Below are 15,178 nucleotides of genomic sequence, written 5' to 3' on the forward strand. Positions count from 1 at the left end.
TCGCCGCCGCGCACCAGGCCCAGGCGGCGGTGCCGGTGGCGCAGGCCAGCGCCCTGCCCTTCAGCCAGCCGGCCAGTGACCGCCGGCTCAACACCGATCTGGCCGCCACCAGTCTCTTTGCAGGGCTGGGCGGCACGGCTGGCGCGCTCGACTGGCGGTTGAGCGTGCTGACCATCGACGCGCGCCGCGGCATTGCGCCCGAATCTGATCGCAACCCGGCCGTCGCCGCCCCGCGCTATTGGCGCTATCCCGATTGGGGGCTGACGCAGGCGCAACTGGCGCTGGAACTGCCGCTGGGGCCGGCCACCGCCCGCGCCGTGGCCTGGCGGCAATGGTTCGGCCAGCAGATCGACGCCTATCGCGACGCCAGCTACACGTCGCTGCGCGCCAGCGAAATCAACGACGACGATACGCTGGGCGGTCGCTTCACCCTCACCCATGCCCTCGGCCCAGCCACGCTGCGCTGGAGCCTGTCGGGCCAGATCGCCGACCATCAGCAGACGGACGTGGCCTTCCCGCCCGGCTCCAGGCCCGCCCCCCTGCTCTATCGCCAGACGCTGGCCTCGGGCGGGGTGGAGGCAGACGTGCCGCTGGGCCGCGCCAGTCTCACCCTCGGCCTCGGCCTCGACCGTTCGGCCAACCCGCGCACTGGCGACAAGCCGGCCCAGCCCGCCCGCCAGGCCGCCACCTTCTCGGCGGCGCTGGCGCTGCAACCGGCGGCGGGCGTGACGCTCACCGTCTCAGGCGGCCGCCGCAACCGCTTCCCGTCGGCACGCGAATTGTTCGGCGAGGCGCTGGGGCGTTTTCTGGCCAATCCGGCGCTGCTGCCCGAACAGGCCTGGCTCACCGATGCCGAACTGGTGTGGCGGGCCAAGGGCTTCACCCTCACCCTGAACCCGTTCTGGCAGCGTGGGCTGGGCACGATCGGCCAGCGCGTGGTGCGGGTGGGCAATGCCAATCTGCGCCAGCGCTTCAACCAGCAGGCCACCACCAGTTTCGGCCTTGATGCCGCGCTGCAGGTGCCGCTGGCCGATGGCCTGACCTTCGAACTGACCGGCACCGCGCTCGACGCCAGCAACCAGGCGGGGCAACCGCTGGTGCAGCGCCCGGCGCACGAGGTGATGGCCGCGCTCGACTGGGCGCCGCGTGAGGCCTTCGATGTGCGCGCCGAAATCCGCCATGTCGGCCCGGCCCGCGACCTCGCGCCCGATGGCACGCTGGCACGGCTGCAGCCCGGCACCGAGCTCAACCTGCGCGCCCGCGTGCCGGTGCTGCGGCTGGGACAGCTGCCGGTGAGCGCGACCGCCGCCATCGACAATCTCACCAACGCCGTGGTGCTGCCGCAGCTGGGCCTGCCATTGCCCGGGCGCGGCATCCGCGTCGGGATCATCGTCGGCGGTTGATTCAGTGGGGGTTGAGAGGGCCGCACAAAGCCATTATAGGCTCGGGCGAAGGCGGCTTCCGATAGGGCCGCCTTTCTGCGTTGCCGGCTTTCCGCATCCTTGAAGGCCGCTCGAGGACGACACACGATGACGATCAGCCCGCTCATGCCCGTTTATGGCCGGTGCGAGGTTGCACCCGTGCGAGGTGAAGGCTGCTATCTGTACGACGCCGAGGGGCGCGAGTGGCTCGACATGGCCAGCGGCATCGCGGTCAATTGCCTGGGCCACGGCCATCCGCATCTGGTGGAGGCCATCCAGCGCCAGGCCGCCACGCTGATGCACACGTCCAACCTCTACAAGGTGCCGGCGCAGGAGCATCTGGCCCAGCGCCTGGTCGAGCTGACCTTTGCCGATACGGTGTTCTTCACCAACAGCGGCGCCGAAGCCATCGAATGTTCGGTGAAGACGGCGCGCGCCTATCATTATGCCAGTGGCAACGCCCACAAGCATCGCATCATCACCTTCTCCAACGCCTTCCACGGCCGCACGCTGGCGACCATTTCGGCCACCGATCAGGAAAAGCTGCGCAAGGGCTTCGAGCCGCTGCCGGACTGGTTCAAGGTGGTGCCGTTCGATGATCTGGCCGCGGCCGAAGCCGCCATCGACGACAGCGTGGGCGCCTTCATGGTGGAGCCGATCCAGGGCGAAGGCGGCATCCGCCCGGCCAGCGTCGACTTCCTGAAGGGCCTGCGCGCCCTGGCCGACAAGCACGGCCTGCTGCTGATCCTGGATGAAGTGCAGTGCGGCGTCGCCCGCACCGGCCGGCTGTTTGCCCACGAGGTCTATGGCATCACGCCCGACATCATGGCGATCGCCAAGGGCATTGGCGGCGGCTTCCCGGTCGGTGCCTGCCTCGCCACCGAAAAGGCGGCGGCGGGCATGGTGATCGGCACCCACGGCAGCACCTATGGCGGCAATCCGCTCGCCATGGCGGCCTGCGAAGCCGTGCTCGACGTGGTGACCGAACCGGCCTTCCTGCACCATGTCACCGAAATGGGCGCCCGCCTGACCCAGGCGCTGGAGCAGATGATCCCCAATCACGACAGCCTGTTCGAAAGCGTGCGCGGGGTGGGCCTGATGCTGGGCCTGAAGCTGAAGAGCGACAGCCGCGCCTTCGTCAATCACGCGCGCAGCCATGGCATCCTCACCGTTGCCGCCGGTGACAATGTCGTGCGCCTGTTGCCGCCGCTGACCATCGAGGAGCACCATATCCGCGAATGCGTGGAGCGCCTGTCGGCCGCCGCCCGCAGCTATCAGCCGGCTGCCGCTGCCTGAGATCCCCCGGTTCCGGGAGGCCAATGCTCCCGCCTTTCCAATACCCCTCCCCCTCACCGGGGAGGGGAGGATATTTGAAAAATGCCCCATTTTCTTGATCTTGCCACTGCCACCCCGGCCGGCCTGCGGGCCATTCTCGATGATGCCCACGCCCGCAAGGCGGCGCGCGCCGGCTGGCCCAAGGGCCGCCTTGATGCCGATGCGCCGCTCGCCGGCCATGTGCTGGGGATGATCTTTGAAAAGCCCAGCACGCGCACGCGCTTTTCCTTCGACATGGCGGCGCGCCAGCTGGGCGCCACCACCATCGTGTCCAGCGCCGGCGAGATGCAGCTGGGCCGTGGCGAGACGATTGCAGACACCGCCCGCGTGCTGAGCCGCATGGTCGATGCGCTGATGCTGCGCACCAACAAGCACGAGAAGCTGGAGCAGCTGGCCGAACACGCCACCGTTCCGGTGATCAACGGCCTTACCGACCTGTCGCACCCGTGCCAGGTGATGGCCGACATCTTGACCTTTGAAGAACGCGCCGGCCGGCCGGTGGCCGGATCGACCTGGGCCTATGTCGGCGACGGCAACAACATGACCAACTCGCTGATCGAAGCCAGCTCGCTGCTGAAGTTCGATCTGAAAGTGGGCGTGCCGCACGGACTGGAGCCGGATTCGGGCGTGATGGCCACGGCCTGCGCGCGCGGCGGCTGCATCGATCTGGTGCACAGCGCCGAAGCCGCCGTGGAAGATGCCGATGTGATTGTCACCGATACCTGGGTGTCGATGGGCCAGGCCGATACCAAGGAAAAAATGGCGGCGTGCAAGCCGTTCCAGGTGAATGACGCGCTGATGGCCAAGGCGGCGCCAGGCGCCGTGTTCCTCCACTGCCTGCCCGCCCATCGCGGCGACGAGGTGACCGACAGCGTGATGGACGGCCCGGCCTCGGCCGTGTGGGACGAGGCGGAAAACCGCCTGCACGTGCAGAAATCCATCCTGCTCTGGTGCCTGGGGCGGCTGTGATGCTGGCCGAGGGCCTGGCCCCAACCGCTGATCGCACGCTGGGCTTCATGGTGCCGGCGCGCAACGCCCGCGGCATGGTGGTGCGGCTGGATGCGACGCTGAACGCCATATTGGCCGCGCACCCCTATCCCGAACCGCTGATCCGGTTGCTGGCCGAAGCGCTCACGCTCACGGCCCTGGTGGGCGCCACCATGCGCCAGGATGATGGCCAGGTGACTGTGCAAGCGTCGGCCAAGGGCGGCGTGGTGGAGCTCTTGGCCTGCGACTGGCGCGCTGGCGAGCTGCGCGGTTACATCAAGTATGATGATCAAATGCCTGTTTCCGAAGGCATGTCGCTGCCCGAACTGTTCGGCAAGGGCTATCTGGCGATCACTGTTGACCAGGTGAGCTCGGAAGAGCGCTGGCAGGGCATCGTGCCGCTGGAAGGCCACAGCCTGGCCGCCGCGCTGGAAGGCTGGTTCAGCCAATCCGAGCAATTGCCCACCCTGATGCGGATTGGCGTGGCCGGCAGTGCTGATACCGGCTGGCTGGCCGGCGGCCTGCTGATGCAGCACCTGGCCCGGGCCGAAATCGGCGGCGAGCGGCTCGATGCCGGCGAGCAGCACCCGGATTGGGAACATGTCGCGGCGCTGGCAGCCACAACCACGGCCTCGGAACTGACCGACGCCGAGCTTTCAGCCGAGCAATTGCTGTGGCGGCTGTTCCACGAAGAGCAGGTGCGCGTTGTGCCCGGTCCCACCCCGGTGAAGGGCTGCCGCTGTTCGGCCGCGCATATCAAGGAGGTGCTGATGCGCTTCCCCGAGGCCGAGCGGGCGGGCATGCGCAACGAAGCCGGCGTGATCTCGGTGGATTGCCAGTTCTGCAGCCGAGTGTTCGGGATCGCGGCATGAGCGGCAAGCTCGCCGTCGTCCTGCTGTCGGGTGGGCTTGATTCCACCACCGTCGCCGCCATCGCCCGCGCCGAGGGCTGGCGCCTGCTGGCGCTGACCATCGATTACAACCAGCGCCACCGCATCGAGCTCGACCATGCCGCGCGCGTGGCGGCGGCACTGGGCGCCGAACGCCATATTGTGCTGCCGCTCGATCTCACCGGCTTTGGCGGATCGGCGCTCACCGCCGATATCGATGTGCCCAAGGGCGGCGTGGAGCCCGGCATCCCGGTCACCTATGTGCCGGCGCGCAACACCATCTTCCTGTCGGTGGCGCTGGGCTGGGCGGAAGCGGCCGGTGCGCGCGATCTGTTCATCGGGGTCAACGCACTGGATTTCAGCGGCTATCCCGATTGCCGGCCCGAATTCATCGCGGCGTTCGAGGCGATGGCCAACACCGCCACCAAGGCCGGCGTGGAAGGCGAGCGCTTCCGCGTCCACACCCCGCTGATGACGCTCGACAAGGCCGGCATCATCGCGGCGGGCCAGGCCGTGGGTGCGCCGCTGCACCTGACCTGGTCCTGCTATGACCCGACGCCGGAAGGCACGCCCTGCGGCCTGTGTGACAGCTGCCGCCTGCGCGCCAAGGGCTTTGCCGAGGCCGGCGTGGCGGACCCTGCCCTTTGAGCTACGCCGTGAAAGAGCTGTTCCTCACCCTGCAGGGTGAAGGCGCGCAGACCGGGCGACGGGCGGTGTTCCTGCGCTTTGCCGGCTGCAACCTGTGGACCGGCCGGGAACAGGACCGTGCCACGGCGATTTGCAGCTTCTGCGACACTGATTTCGTCGGCACCGACGGGCCTGGCGGCGGCAAGTTTGCCGATGCGGACGCGCTGGCCGACGCGGTCGCGGCCTGCTGGGGTGAGACCAGCGCGCACCGCCTTGTCGTCTGCACCGGCGGCGAGCCGTTGCTGCAGCTGGACAGCGCGCTGGTCGATGCGCTCCACACCCGCGGCTTCGAGATCGCCATCGAAACCAACGGCACGCAAGCGCCGCCACCTGGCATTGACTGGATCTGCGTCTCGCCCAAGGCCGACGCGCCTCTGAAACTGACCGCAGGCAACGAACTCAAGCTGGTCTATCCGCAGCCCAAGGCGATGCCTGAACGGTTCGAGGCCCTGGATTTCCAGCATTTCTTCCTGCAGCCGATGGACGGGCCCGATCAGGCCCCCAATATCCAGGCGGCGATCGCCTATTGCCTGGCCCACCCCAAGTGGCGGCTCAGCCTGCAGACGCACAAGCTGACGGGGATTCCCTGACCGTCAGCGCGCCACTGCCAGCTTCGCCTTCTCCCGCGCGATCCAGGCCAGCATCTCGCTTTCCATCACCGGCAGCGGCACCGATCCCAGCCCGAGCAGCGTGTCGTGGAACGGCCGCTGGTCGAACCGGGGCCCAAGTTCCGTTTCGGCCTTTGCCCGCAGTTCGCGAATCTTCAGCTCGCCCAGCTTGTAGGCCAGCGCCTGGCCCGGCCAGCTGATGTAGCGGTCCACCTCCACTTCGATATCGCGGCGGGCGAGCGCGGTATGGTCTTCGAGATACTGGATGGCCTGATCGCGGGTCCAGCCCTGCGTGTGCAGGCCGGTATCGATCACCAGGCGGGCGGCGCGCCACATCTCGAAGGTCTCGCGGCCAAACTCCTCATAGGGCGTTTCATACATGCCCAGTTTCGTGCCCAGCCATTCGGTGTAGAGGCCCCAGCCCTCGCCATAGCCGGAGAAATAGGTGCGGCGGCGGAACGGTGGCCGGGCCGGCGCCTCCAGTGCCATCGCGGCCTGGTGGCTGTGGCCGGGCACGCATTCGTGCAGGGTGAGCGCCACCAGATTGTAGAGCGGCCGCGATTTCAGATCATAGGTGTTCATGTAGCAGGCATCGAGTCCGCCGCGCCCGGAGGTGTAGACCGGCGCAATGGCGTCGGGCACCGGCCGCAGCGTGAAGCGCTTGCGCGGCAGCGTGGTGAACACCTGGTCGAGCTTGCCGTCCATCTTCTTCATCACCAGCGCCGAAAAGCCGAGCAGCTCGGTCGGAGTCCGCGCGTAAAATTGCGGATCTGTGCGAAGGAAGGCCAAGAACGACTTGAAATCGCCGGTGAAGCCCGCGGCCTTCATCGTTGCCTGCATGTCGGCATCGATGCGCGCGACTTCGCGGAGGCCGAGATCGTGGATGGCCTCTGGCGTCATGTCGGTGGTCGTATATTCGCGCACCTGGTCGCGGTAATACGCCATACCGTCAGGCAGATCCTTCGCCCCTGTGCTGGTGCGGGCGCCGGGCATGTAGCTGGTGCGCAGGAACGTCAGCAGCTTCGTCTGCGCCGGGTTGACCACGCCGTTGATCACCGCCACCGCTTCGGCCTGCAACGCGGCCTGGACATCGGGCGCGATGCTGGACGGCATGGCGCGGAACGGCGCGTAGAACGGGCTTTCGGCCCCCGGCTTGATCTGGCCGGCGAGCGTGTCGTCGCGGCCCTTGAGCGTGATCGCCGGCGGCGTGAAGCCGCGCTTCAGGCCGGCGCGCATGTTGGCGACATGTTCATCAAACCAGCGCGGAAGATCGCGCATCCGGCTGAGATAGTTGCGATATTCCAGCTCGCTGCGGAACGGCGCCTGGGCCGGAAGATATTGCCAGATGTTGGAATCGCTGTTGATCGGCATCTCATATTGCCGCCAGCCGATCGCGGCCACCTCGGCACGCAGCGATTCGGCCAGCACCGCCTTGTTCAGCCGCTCCTCGCCTGACAGCTCGGCATCGGGGATGCTGGCGAGTTGATCGAGCACCCCCTGCCAGTAACGCTGCCTTGCAGTCTGGCAGGTCGGCGTCTCGCAGGGCAGCCGCGGGCCCTGCCTGGTGTCGAGCCCGTCCTGCACCTGCCCGGTCTGCGCCAGGCGCCATAGCCATTCGGCGTCATAAACGGCCTTCAGCCGCTGATCGGCCGTCTGCGGCGCTGTCTGGGCGTGGGCCGCGCTGGCCAGCAGCAGGGCGGCAAAGATGCTCCGAATCATGGCCTTGTCCCCCGCATTCCGTCAGCCGCGCCCGCGATAGGTCGGCACGCCCTGGTCCGGCAACCACAGGCCATCCGGCACCGGCCCCGATTGCCAGAACACGTCGATCGGGATGCCGCCGCGCGGATACCAGTAACCGCCGATGCGCAGCCATTTCGGCTGCATTTCGCTGAACAGGCGTTGGCCGATGCCCACCGTCACATCCTCGTGAAAGCCGGCATGGTTGCGAAACGATCCGAGGAACAGCTTCAAGGCCTTTGATTCAACGATGGTTTCACCCGGCGCATAGTCGATGACGATGTGCGCAAAATCCGGCGCGCCGGTGACCGGGCACAGCGAGGTGAATTCCGGGCAGGTGAAGCGCACAAGGTAGAGCGCACCCGGTCGCGGGTTGGGCGGATAATCCAGCACGGCCGCTTCCGGGCTGGCCGGGAGGGCGCTGTTCTGGCCCAAATGCAACACATCAACCACGTAATCTCTCCAATCCGTAATCAGGCCGCTGCATTTGGGGTGACATGCGCTGCCTGCGCAATTATGTCACGCCCCATAGCGCAGCGATAACGCGTGTGGGGAGTGCCGCATGAACCTTCTGGTGTCCACTGACTGGCTTGCCGCAGAGATGGGCAAATCGGATCTGCGCATCATCGATGCCACGCTGTTCCTGCCCGCTCCCGCCGGGTCACCCGGGCGCAACGCCCGCGCCGAATTCGAAGCCGCGCACATCCCCGGCGCGGTGTTCTTCGATATCGAGGAGGTGTCGGATGCGTCGAATCCGCTGCCCTTCATGCTGCCGCCGGCCGAAAAATTCGCCTCGCGCTGCCAGGCACTGGGCCTGGGCGATGGCAGCCGCATCGTCGTCTATGACAACAGCCCGCTCAAGTCGGCCGCCCGCCTGTGGTGGATGCTGAACCTGTTCGGCGCGCATGAAGTGGCGATCCTGGATGGCGGCTTTGCCAAGTGGCAGGCGGAAGGCCGCCCGGTTGAAAGCGGCAAGCCGATCGTGCGCCACCGCCATTTCACCGTTTGGGCCGACAAGGCGCTGGTGCGCGACATGGCGCAGATGACCGACAATCTGCGCGGCAAGGCCGAACAGGTGGTCGATGCCCGCTCCGCTGCCCGCTTTGCCGGCGCAGAACCCGAAGCCCGCCCCGGTGTGCGCCCCGGCCACATGCCGGGCGCCAAGAATATCCCCTACACCGCATTCTACAACGAGGACGGCACCTTCAAGTCCCCGGACGCGATCAAGGCGCTGTTTGAAGACGCCGGCATTGATCTCGCCAAGCCGCTGGTCGCCACCTGCGGTTCCGGCATTACCGCGGCCGTGCTGGCCTTTGGCGCGGCGCTGGTGGGCAAGGCCAATGTGCCGATCTATGACGGCAGCTGGAGCGAATGGGGCGCCAACCCACATAACCCGGTGGTGACGGGCGCGTGACAGCGCGCCGTCCGCCCAGGCCCGACCTGTCGGCGCTCGGGACGGGAACCCGCCTTGCCCAGGCCGGCCGCGAACATGCGGTTGACATGGTCAACCCGCCAGTGGCGCGGGCCTCCACCATCTTGTTTGAAGATCTGGCTGACCTCGACCGGGCGCTGAAGGACCCGGACGCCGGGCTCTATTATGGCCGGCGCGGCACACAGAGCCATTGGGCGCTGGAAGACGCGCTGACCCAGCTGGAGCCGGGCGCGGCCGGCACCAAGCTGTTTCCGTCGGGCGTGGCCGCCATCACCACCAGCCTGTTGTCGTGCCTGAAGGCCGGCGACGAACTGCTGGTGACCGACAGCGCCTATGAACCGAGCCGGACCTTTGCCGATGCGCTGCTGGCGCCACTCGGCGTCACCACCCGCTATTTCGACCCGCGCTGCGGCGCTGGCATCGCTGATGTGATTTCTGAAAAGACCAGGGCCATCCTGCTGGAATCGCCGGGTTCCCTGTCGTTCGAGATCCAGGACCTGCCGGCGATCACCACCGTGGCGCGGGCGCGTGGCATCACCACCCTCATTGACAATACCTGGGCGACGCCGCTCCGGCTGCAGCCGCTGGCGCTGGGGGTGGACATCAGCATCCAGGCGCTAACCAAATACACCGGTGGCCACAGCGACGTGATGATGGGCAGCGCCACCACCCACGCCGCCCTGTGGCCGCGGTTGAAGGCGACGGCGTATCGGCTCGGCCATTTCGTCTCCGCTGATGACTGCGCGCTGGTGCTGCGCGGGCTGCGCACGCTGGAGGTGCGGCTTGACCGCCACGAACAGTCAGCCCTGACGATCGCGCGCTGGCTGGAAACGCACCCCGCGGTGGATCGGGTCTGGCACCCGGCCCTGCCCTCCCACCCGGACCACGCGCTGTTCAAGCGCGATTTTTCCGGCGCCACCGGGCTGTTCTCGATGGTTCTGAAGCAAGGCAGCCGCCCGCACACCGCAGCGCTGATCGACGGCCTCGCGCATTTCGGCATCGGCTTTTCCTGGGGCGGCTTTGAATCGCTGGTGCTGCCGGTGGAGCTTGATCGCATCCGTACGGCCACGTCCACGCCGCTCCCCGGCCCGATCGTGCGGCTGTCAATCGGGCTGGAAGATCCGGACGATCTGATCGCCGATCTCGAAGCAGGCCTGGCGCGTTACCAGGCGCAGTTCTGAGCTCAGCCGTTGCGGCCCCACTGGTTGCCGTTGGCATCCCAGCCGCCAATCACGTGCTGGAATTGGTTGCCGCCTGAACGGGCATTGTCATGGACATGCCGGCGCACAACCGATCCGTCGGTATAATAGTCGTGAAAGGAATAGCTGCGCTGCCGCCCTTGCCAAGGCGCAACGCCCTGGTTGGCGTACCGATCCGACACCGTTTCGAAAACGCGATTGACAACGGTTCCCTGGTATTGCGAAGCCATCTGCGAACTCCCATGCGGCCTTGCTAACGAAAGTAAAGGTCGCATGATTTCAGATGATTCGCCACAGATACGTGCAGCTTTTGCCAGCCGGTCAGTCCACGTCGTCCACGTCAACCGTCTCGCCGGTGACGCGCTGTGAGAGGGCGGCGGCCATGAAGGCATCAACGTCGCCATCCAGCACGTCGCCGGGGCTGGTGGAGGTGACGCCGGTGCGCAGATCCTTCACCAGCTGATAGGGCTGCAGCACGTAGGAACGGATCTGGTGCCCCCAGCCGATGTCGGTCTTGCTGGCTTCGGTCTTGGCCGCTTCGGCCTCGCGGAAGGCCAGCTCGCGCTCGTACAGGCGGGCCTTCAGCATCTTCATCGCGGTGGCGCGGTTCTTGTGCTGGCTGCGCTCATTCTGGCAGGCGACGATCACGCCGGTGGGCACGTGGGTGATGCGGATGGCCGAATCGGTGGTGTTGACGTGCTGACCGCCGGCGCCCGATGCACGATAGGTGTCGATCTTCAGATCGGATTCCTTGATCTCGATCTCGATATCATCATCCACCTGCGGATAGACCCACACGCTGGCAAAGCTGGTGTGGCGCCGCGCTGCACTGTCGTAGGGGCTGATGCGCACCAGCCGGTGCACGCCGCTTTCGGTCTTGGCCCAGCCATAGGCCTGGTTGCCCTTCACCAGCAGCGTGGCGTTCTTGATGCCGGCGGTTTCGCCCGAGTTGAAATCGATCAGCTCGACCTTGTAGCCGTGCTTTTCCGCCCAGCGCTGGTACATGCGCAGCAGCATCGATGCCCAGTCCTGGCTTTCGGTACCGCCCGCGCCGGAGTTGATTTCGATATAAGTGTCGTTGGCGTCGGCCTCGCCCGACAGCAGTGCCGCCACCTTGTCCTGCTCGGCCTTGGCGGCAAGCGCCTTCAGCGCGGCAACGCCGTCTTCGGCCATCGCCTCATCGCCTTCGGCCTCGGCCAGTTCGATCAGCTCGCTGGTCTCGGCGAGGTCACGTTCGATGGTGCGGGTGGCGGTGATGGCTTCATCCAGGCGGCGACGCTCGGTCATCAGCGCCTGCGCGGCCTTGGGATTGTCCCACAGCTTCGGGTCTTCAACCCGCGCGTTCAGTTCATCGAGACGGCGAAGGGCGCGATCCCAGTCAAAGAGACCTCCTCAGCAGGTCGAGCGCCTGCTTGATCTGGAGGGCGGCATTTTCGGCTTCGGCTCTCATCACTTGGTTCCAGTGAAACTATGCAGCGGCGGGATAGAGGCCCCAACGCCAGCGCGCAAGATGGCGCGTCAGTAGATGCCGCCTTCGGATTCCAGGAAATCCGCATCCGAACGGATCGGGCCCTGGTTGCGGCGATCGAAGACGTCGCGCAGGCGGTTGATGCGCCGCGGCTCGCTTTCCGGCTTGAAGGCTTCCCAGATCACGGCCGGCTTGTAGCCGGGATCAGGCCACACGCCGAACACGCGCTTGCCGGAGCGGCGATCGATGCGGACCATGCGCACGCCGGGCGGAATGGCGAAGGGCAGCGTGGGCCAGTCCTTCAGCGCCACCTGCCCCCATTGCCGCCAGATTGGCGCCGCCATGGTACCGCCCTGGGCATAGCTGCCCATCGGGCGCGGCTGGTCGTAGCCGAGATAAAGGCCCGCCACGATGTCCGGCGTGCCGCCGATGAACCACACGTCGTTGGGGCCACTGGTTGTGCCGGTCTTGCCCGCCAGCGGCCGGTTCAGCGGCAGCAGCGCGGTGCCGGTGCCGCGCTGGATCACGCCCTCCATGATATGCAGGATCTGATAGGCAGTGCGCGCGTCCATCACCTGGGTGATGCGGCCCTGCGGGCGCGGCATCGGACCGCCATCCCAGTTGGCGGCGTTGCAGCCGGGGCAACCACGGGTGTCGCGCCGCCAGATCACCTTGCCGGTGCGATCCTGCACATAATCGATCAGGCCCGGCTCCAGCTTGCGGCCCTGGTTGAAGATCTGGGCATAGGCGTTGGTCAGCTTCATCACCGTCGTCTCGCCGGCGCCCAGCGCGATGGAGAGCACCGCCTGGTAATTGCCGATGCCCAGCGCCTTGGCCTGCGCCACAATGCGGTCCATGCCGGTGGCGTCAGCGATGCGCACGGTCATCAGGTTGCGCGACTGTTCGAGGCCCCAGCGCAATGTCTGTGGCCCGGCAGCACGCATATTGTTGAAATTCTTGAAGCACTTGGTGCCGAGCAGCTTGGTCTGGAACACGCAGTAAGGCCCATCGACCACGATGCTGGCCGGCGTGAAGCCATTGTCCATCGCGGTGGCATAAACGATCGGCTTGAAGGTGGAGCCGGGCTGGCGATTGGCTTGCGTCGCGCGGTTGAAGGCCTGGGCGCGGGCATCGAAGCCGCCGACCATGGCACGGATGCGCCCCGTCGCCACTTCCTCGGCCACGAAACCGCCCGAAACCAGCGGCGGCTGGCGCAGCGCCCAGCCGTTTGCCAATCGGGTGACGGCGATCACGTCGCCAGGCCGCAACACCTGTGCGGCTGACCGGTTGGAGCCCCGATACGGCCGTGCGGCGTTGCGGCCGGGCATGGTGCCGGTGCTGCCGTCGGTGAAGCCGATGATGCTGTCGTTGGCTTGCTTGGCCACCACCACCGCCTTGGCCCATTGCCGATAGCCCAGCGGCACCGGCGTGCCCGACAGGCGACCCGGCCAGCCATCGCCCATCTCGATGCGCGCCACCGGCCCGCGCCAGGGGCGTCCGGCTTCATAGCGGGTCATGCCGTCGCGCATCGCTTGTTCGGCGGCGGCCTGCATGACCGGATCGAGCGAGGTGCGGATCCACAGCCCGCCGCCATAGACACTGTTGGCGCCATCCGCCTGCCCTTCCCCGAACTGCGCGATCAGGGTGCGGCGCACATCCTCGATGAAATAATCATCGCGTGGGCGCAGCACGGTGCGGTTGGGCAGCGCGGCGATGGGCGTGGCGGCAGCGGCAGCACGTTCGGCTTCGGTGATGTAGCCGTTGGCGGCCATCTGCCTGAGCACATAATCCCGCCGCGCCAGCGCGCGTTCCGGCCGGCGGATCGGATCATAGGTGGACGGCGCCTTGGGCAGGATGGCGAGATAGGCCATCTGCGCCAGATCAAGCTGGTCCACCGATTTGCCGAAATAGGCCTGGGCGGCCGCTTCAACGCCATAGGCGTTGCGGCCGAGGAAGATCTGGTTGAGGTAGAGTTCGAGGATCTGCTGCTTGGTCAGCACGGCTTCGAGCCGGCGCGCCAGGATCGCCTCGCGGATCTTGCGCCACAGCGAGACCTCGTTGCCCACCAGGCTTTTCGCCACCTGCTGGGTGATGGTGGAGGCCCCAACGGGCCGCTTGTCGGAGAACAGCGATTCGACATTGGTGACGACGGCCGAGACGATACCGAGCCAGTCGATACCGCCATGCTGGAAGAAGGTCTTGTCTTCGGCCGAGATATAGGCCTCGATCAGCTTGGGCGGCAGTTCGGCGTAGGGCACGAAGATGCGGCGCTCGCGGCTGTAGGCGGTGACAACCAGGCCATCGACATCGCGCACCGTGGATGGCAGCGCCGGGGTGAAGCTGGCCAGTTCGGCTTCAGAAGGCAAGCCCCTGGTCGCCTGCCAATAGAAGAGCCCGGCCAGCAGCAGCGGCAGCGCGATCAGGATTGCAAGACGGCGGCGGGTCACGGGTGGAGGGATAGCCGGGCCGGACTGTGCTGGGAAGTCACTTGCCGGTCAGATGCCGCTCGATGGCGCGGGCGATGCCGCGGGCGATCTGGCGGCGGCCTTCGTTGGAGAACAGCCGCTCAGCATCATCCTTGTTGGTGACATAGCCGGTTTCGAGCAGCACCGAGGGCACATCGGGCGCTTTCAGCACGGCAAAGGCGGCGAAATGGTGGAACTCGCCGCGGAAATTGATGTCCTCGCGCTCCAGCGCGTCCTGCAGGGTTTCGGCGAACTGCACCGAGACATTGTTGGTGGCGCGCCGCGCCAGATCGACCATGATCTCGCCGACATCCGGCGCCTCGACCCCCAGATTGATGCCGCCGATGATGTCCGCCTTGTTTTCACGGGCCGCGAGGCGCTCGGCGATGGCGTCGCTGGCCACGGCCGAGAGCGTGTAGACCGACGCGCCGCGCGCCTGGTCGTTGGGCGCGCTATCGGCATGGATGGAAACGAACAGATCGGCACGGGCGTCACGGGCGATGCGGACGCGGCCACCCAGCGGGATGAAGCGGTCCTCGTCGCGGGTCAGCTTGACCCGCACGCGGCCGCGATCGCGCAGGATGCGGGCGGTTTCGCGGGCGATGGCCAGCGTCACGTCCTTCTCATAGCCGCCAGTGACCGCGATGGCGCCGACATCCTTGCCGCCATGGCCGGAATCGATGACCACCAGCGGCTTGCCGCCAGAGCGCGACTTGACCGGCTTGCCGGCGGGCTCGGCGGGCGGTTTGTCCGGCAGGACGGCCGGCTTGTCGGGCGCTGGCTTATCGGGTGCAGGCTTATCAGGCTGGGGCTTGTCGACGGCTAGTGCTGGCAGTTTTTCCGAGGCCGCCGCCGGCCTGCCGAAATCGGGCGGCAGGCTGAAGCTGCCGGTGGCCGGCGTCGGCGGCGGCGGTGGGCCGTCGCTGCGCAGCAGCGGCAGCGGCTTGCGC

14 protein-coding genes are annotated in these 15,178 nt (G+C 67.0%); 8 read left to right on the top strand and 6 right to left on the bottom strand.

All coding sequences use genetic code 11. The features are described from left to right. The 6 genes from GJ693_RS08045 to queE form a co-directional block, all read left to right on the top strand. The coding region (locus GJ693_RS08045; RefSeq protein WP_156255800.1) for a TonB-dependent receptor plug domain-containing protein at positions 1-1,403 on the top strand (1,403 nt) is incomplete at its 5' end. Between the two features lie 126 nt (positions 1,404-1,529). Then, positions 1,530-2,717, top strand: coding sequence for an aspartate aminotransferase family protein (locus tag GJ693_RS08050; protein ID WP_156255801.1), 1,188 nt, complete (start codon positions 1,530-1,532; stop codon positions 2,715-2,717). A gap of 81 nt (positions 2,718-2,798) precedes the next feature. Further along, positions 2,799-3,725 (top strand): ornithine carbamoyltransferase, encoded by a 927-nt coding sequence (argF, locus tag GJ693_RS08055; RefSeq protein WP_156255802.1) that lies wholly within the window; start codon positions 2,799-2,801, stop codon positions 3,723-3,725. Beyond that, complete coding sequence (gene hslO / locus GJ693_RS08060) at positions 3,725-4,615, top strand: Hsp33 family molecular chaperone HslO (protein ID WP_156255803.1); 891 nt, start codon at positions 3,725-3,727, stop codon at positions 4,613-4,615. Before argF ends, hslO begins: the two co-directional genes overlap by 1 nt. Further along, positions 4,612-5,280 (top strand): 7-cyano-7-deazaguanine synthase QueC, encoded by a 669-nt coding sequence (gene queC, locus GJ693_RS08065; protein ID WP_156255804.1) that lies wholly within the window; start codon positions 4,612-4,614, stop codon positions 5,278-5,280. Before hslO ends, queC begins: the two co-directional genes overlap by 4 nt. Then, a complete protein-coding gene (queE, locus tag GJ693_RS08070) occupies positions 5,277-5,909 on the top strand; it encodes a 7-carboxy-7-deazaguanine synthase (protein WP_156255805.1) in 633 nt (210 codons plus the stop codon). The genes queC and queE overlap by 4 nt, the downstream gene beginning before the upstream one ends. Before the next feature lie 3 nt (positions 5,910-5,912). Here the strand turns inward: queE and GJ693_RS08075 are convergent, their stop codons facing one another. Both GJ693_RS08075 and queF read right to left on the bottom strand, forming a co-directional pair. Beyond that, positions 5,913-7,646: a DUF885 domain-containing protein gene (locus GJ693_RS08075; protein ID WP_156255806.1), complete on the bottom strand. Its 1,734-nt coding sequence runs from the start codon at positions 7,644-7,646 to the stop codon at positions 5,913-5,915. A gap of 21 nt (positions 7,647-7,667) precedes the next feature. After that, positions 7,668-8,117 carry a preQ(1) synthase gene (gene queF, locus GJ693_RS08080; RefSeq protein ID WP_197042051.1) on the bottom strand — a complete coding sequence of 150 codons (450 nt, stop codon included), beginning with the start codon at positions 8,115-8,117 and terminating at the stop codon, positions 7,668-7,670. A gap of 109 nt (positions 8,118-8,226) precedes the next feature. On the opposite strand from queF, the gene sseA reads away from it, so the two are divergent. Both sseA and metC read left to right on the top strand, forming a co-directional pair. Beyond that, on the top strand, positions 8,227-9,078 hold the full coding sequence (gene sseA, locus GJ693_RS08085; protein ID WP_156255808.1) for a 3-mercaptopyruvate sulfurtransferase: 852 nt from the start codon (positions 8,227-8,229) through the stop codon (positions 9,076-9,078). Between the two features lie 86 nt (positions 9,079-9,164). After that, positions 9,165-10,277, top strand: coding sequence for a cystathionine beta-lyase (gene metC, locus GJ693_RS08090; protein ID WP_235902743.1), 1,113 nt, complete (start codon positions 9,165-9,167; stop codon positions 10,275-10,277). A gap of 2 nt (positions 10,278-10,279) precedes the next feature. Here the strand turns inward: metC and GJ693_RS08095 are convergent, their stop codons facing one another. The 4 genes from GJ693_RS08095 to GJ693_RS08110 form a co-directional block, all read right to left on the bottom strand. Beyond that, on the bottom strand, positions 10,280-10,525 hold the full coding sequence (locus GJ693_RS08095; RefSeq protein WP_156255809.1) for a hypothetical protein: 246 nt from the start codon (positions 10,523-10,525) through the stop codon (positions 10,280-10,282). Between the two features lie 91 nt (positions 10,526-10,616). After that, positions 10,617-11,745 (bottom strand): peptide chain release factor 2 gene (prfB, locus tag GJ693_RS08100; protein ID WP_156255810.1). Its coding sequence is split into 2 segments (ribosomal slippage): positions 10,617-11,675 and positions 11,677-11,745, totalling 1,128 coding nucleotides; the frame shifts between segments, so codons are not numbered across the junction. A gap of 68 nt (positions 11,746-11,813) precedes the next feature. Beyond that, positions 11,814-14,210, bottom strand: a complete 2,397-nt coding sequence (locus tag GJ693_RS08105; protein WP_235902741.1) for a penicillin-binding protein 1A — start codon at positions 14,208-14,210, stop codon at positions 11,814-11,816. Between the two features lie 37 nt (positions 14,211-14,247). Then, a partial coding sequence (locus GJ693_RS08110) for an N-acetylmuramoyl-L-alanine amidase family protein (protein WP_197042052.1) occupies positions 14,248-15,178 on the bottom strand: 931 nt, incomplete at its 5' end.

Origin of the sequence: Sandarakinorhabdus oryzae (assembly GCF_009733735.1) — a bacterium.
GTDB lineage: Bacteria > Pseudomonadota > Alphaproteobacteria > Sphingomonadales > Sphingomonadaceae > Sandarakinorhabdus > Sandarakinorhabdus oryzae.

Bases quoted from the DNA above. Each gene is read 5' to 3' on its own strand.
- GJ693_RS08050 (WP_156255801.1), top strand. From the start codon at position 1,530: ATGACGATCAGCCCGCTCATGCCCGTTTATGGCCGGTGCGAGGTTGCA.
- argF (WP_156255802.1), top strand. From the start codon at position 2,799: ATGCCCCATTTTCTTGATCTTGCCACTGCCACCCCGGCCGGCCTGCGG.
- hslO (WP_156255803.1), top strand. From the start codon at position 3,725: ATGCTGGCCGAGGGCCTGGCCCCAACCGCTGATCGCACGCTGGGCTTC.
- queC (WP_156255804.1), top strand. From the start codon at position 4,612: ATGAGCGGCAAGCTCGCCGTCGTCCTGCTGTCGGGTGGGCTTGATTCC.
- GJ693_RS08075 (WP_156255806.1), bottom strand. From the start codon at position 7,646: ATGATTCGGAGCATCTTTGCCGCCCTGCTGCTGGCCAGCGCGGCCCAC.
- sseA (WP_156255808.1), top strand. From the start codon at position 8,227: ATGAACCTTCTGGTGTCCACTGACTGGCTTGCCGCAGAGATGGGCAAA.
- metC (WP_235902743.1), top strand. From the start codon at position 9,165: ATGGTCAACCCGCCAGTGGCGCGGGCCTCCACCATCTTGTTTGAAGAT.
- GJ693_RS08095 (WP_156255809.1), bottom strand. From the start codon at position 10,525: ATGGCTTCGCAATACCAGGGAACCGTTGTCAATCGCGTTTTCGAAACG.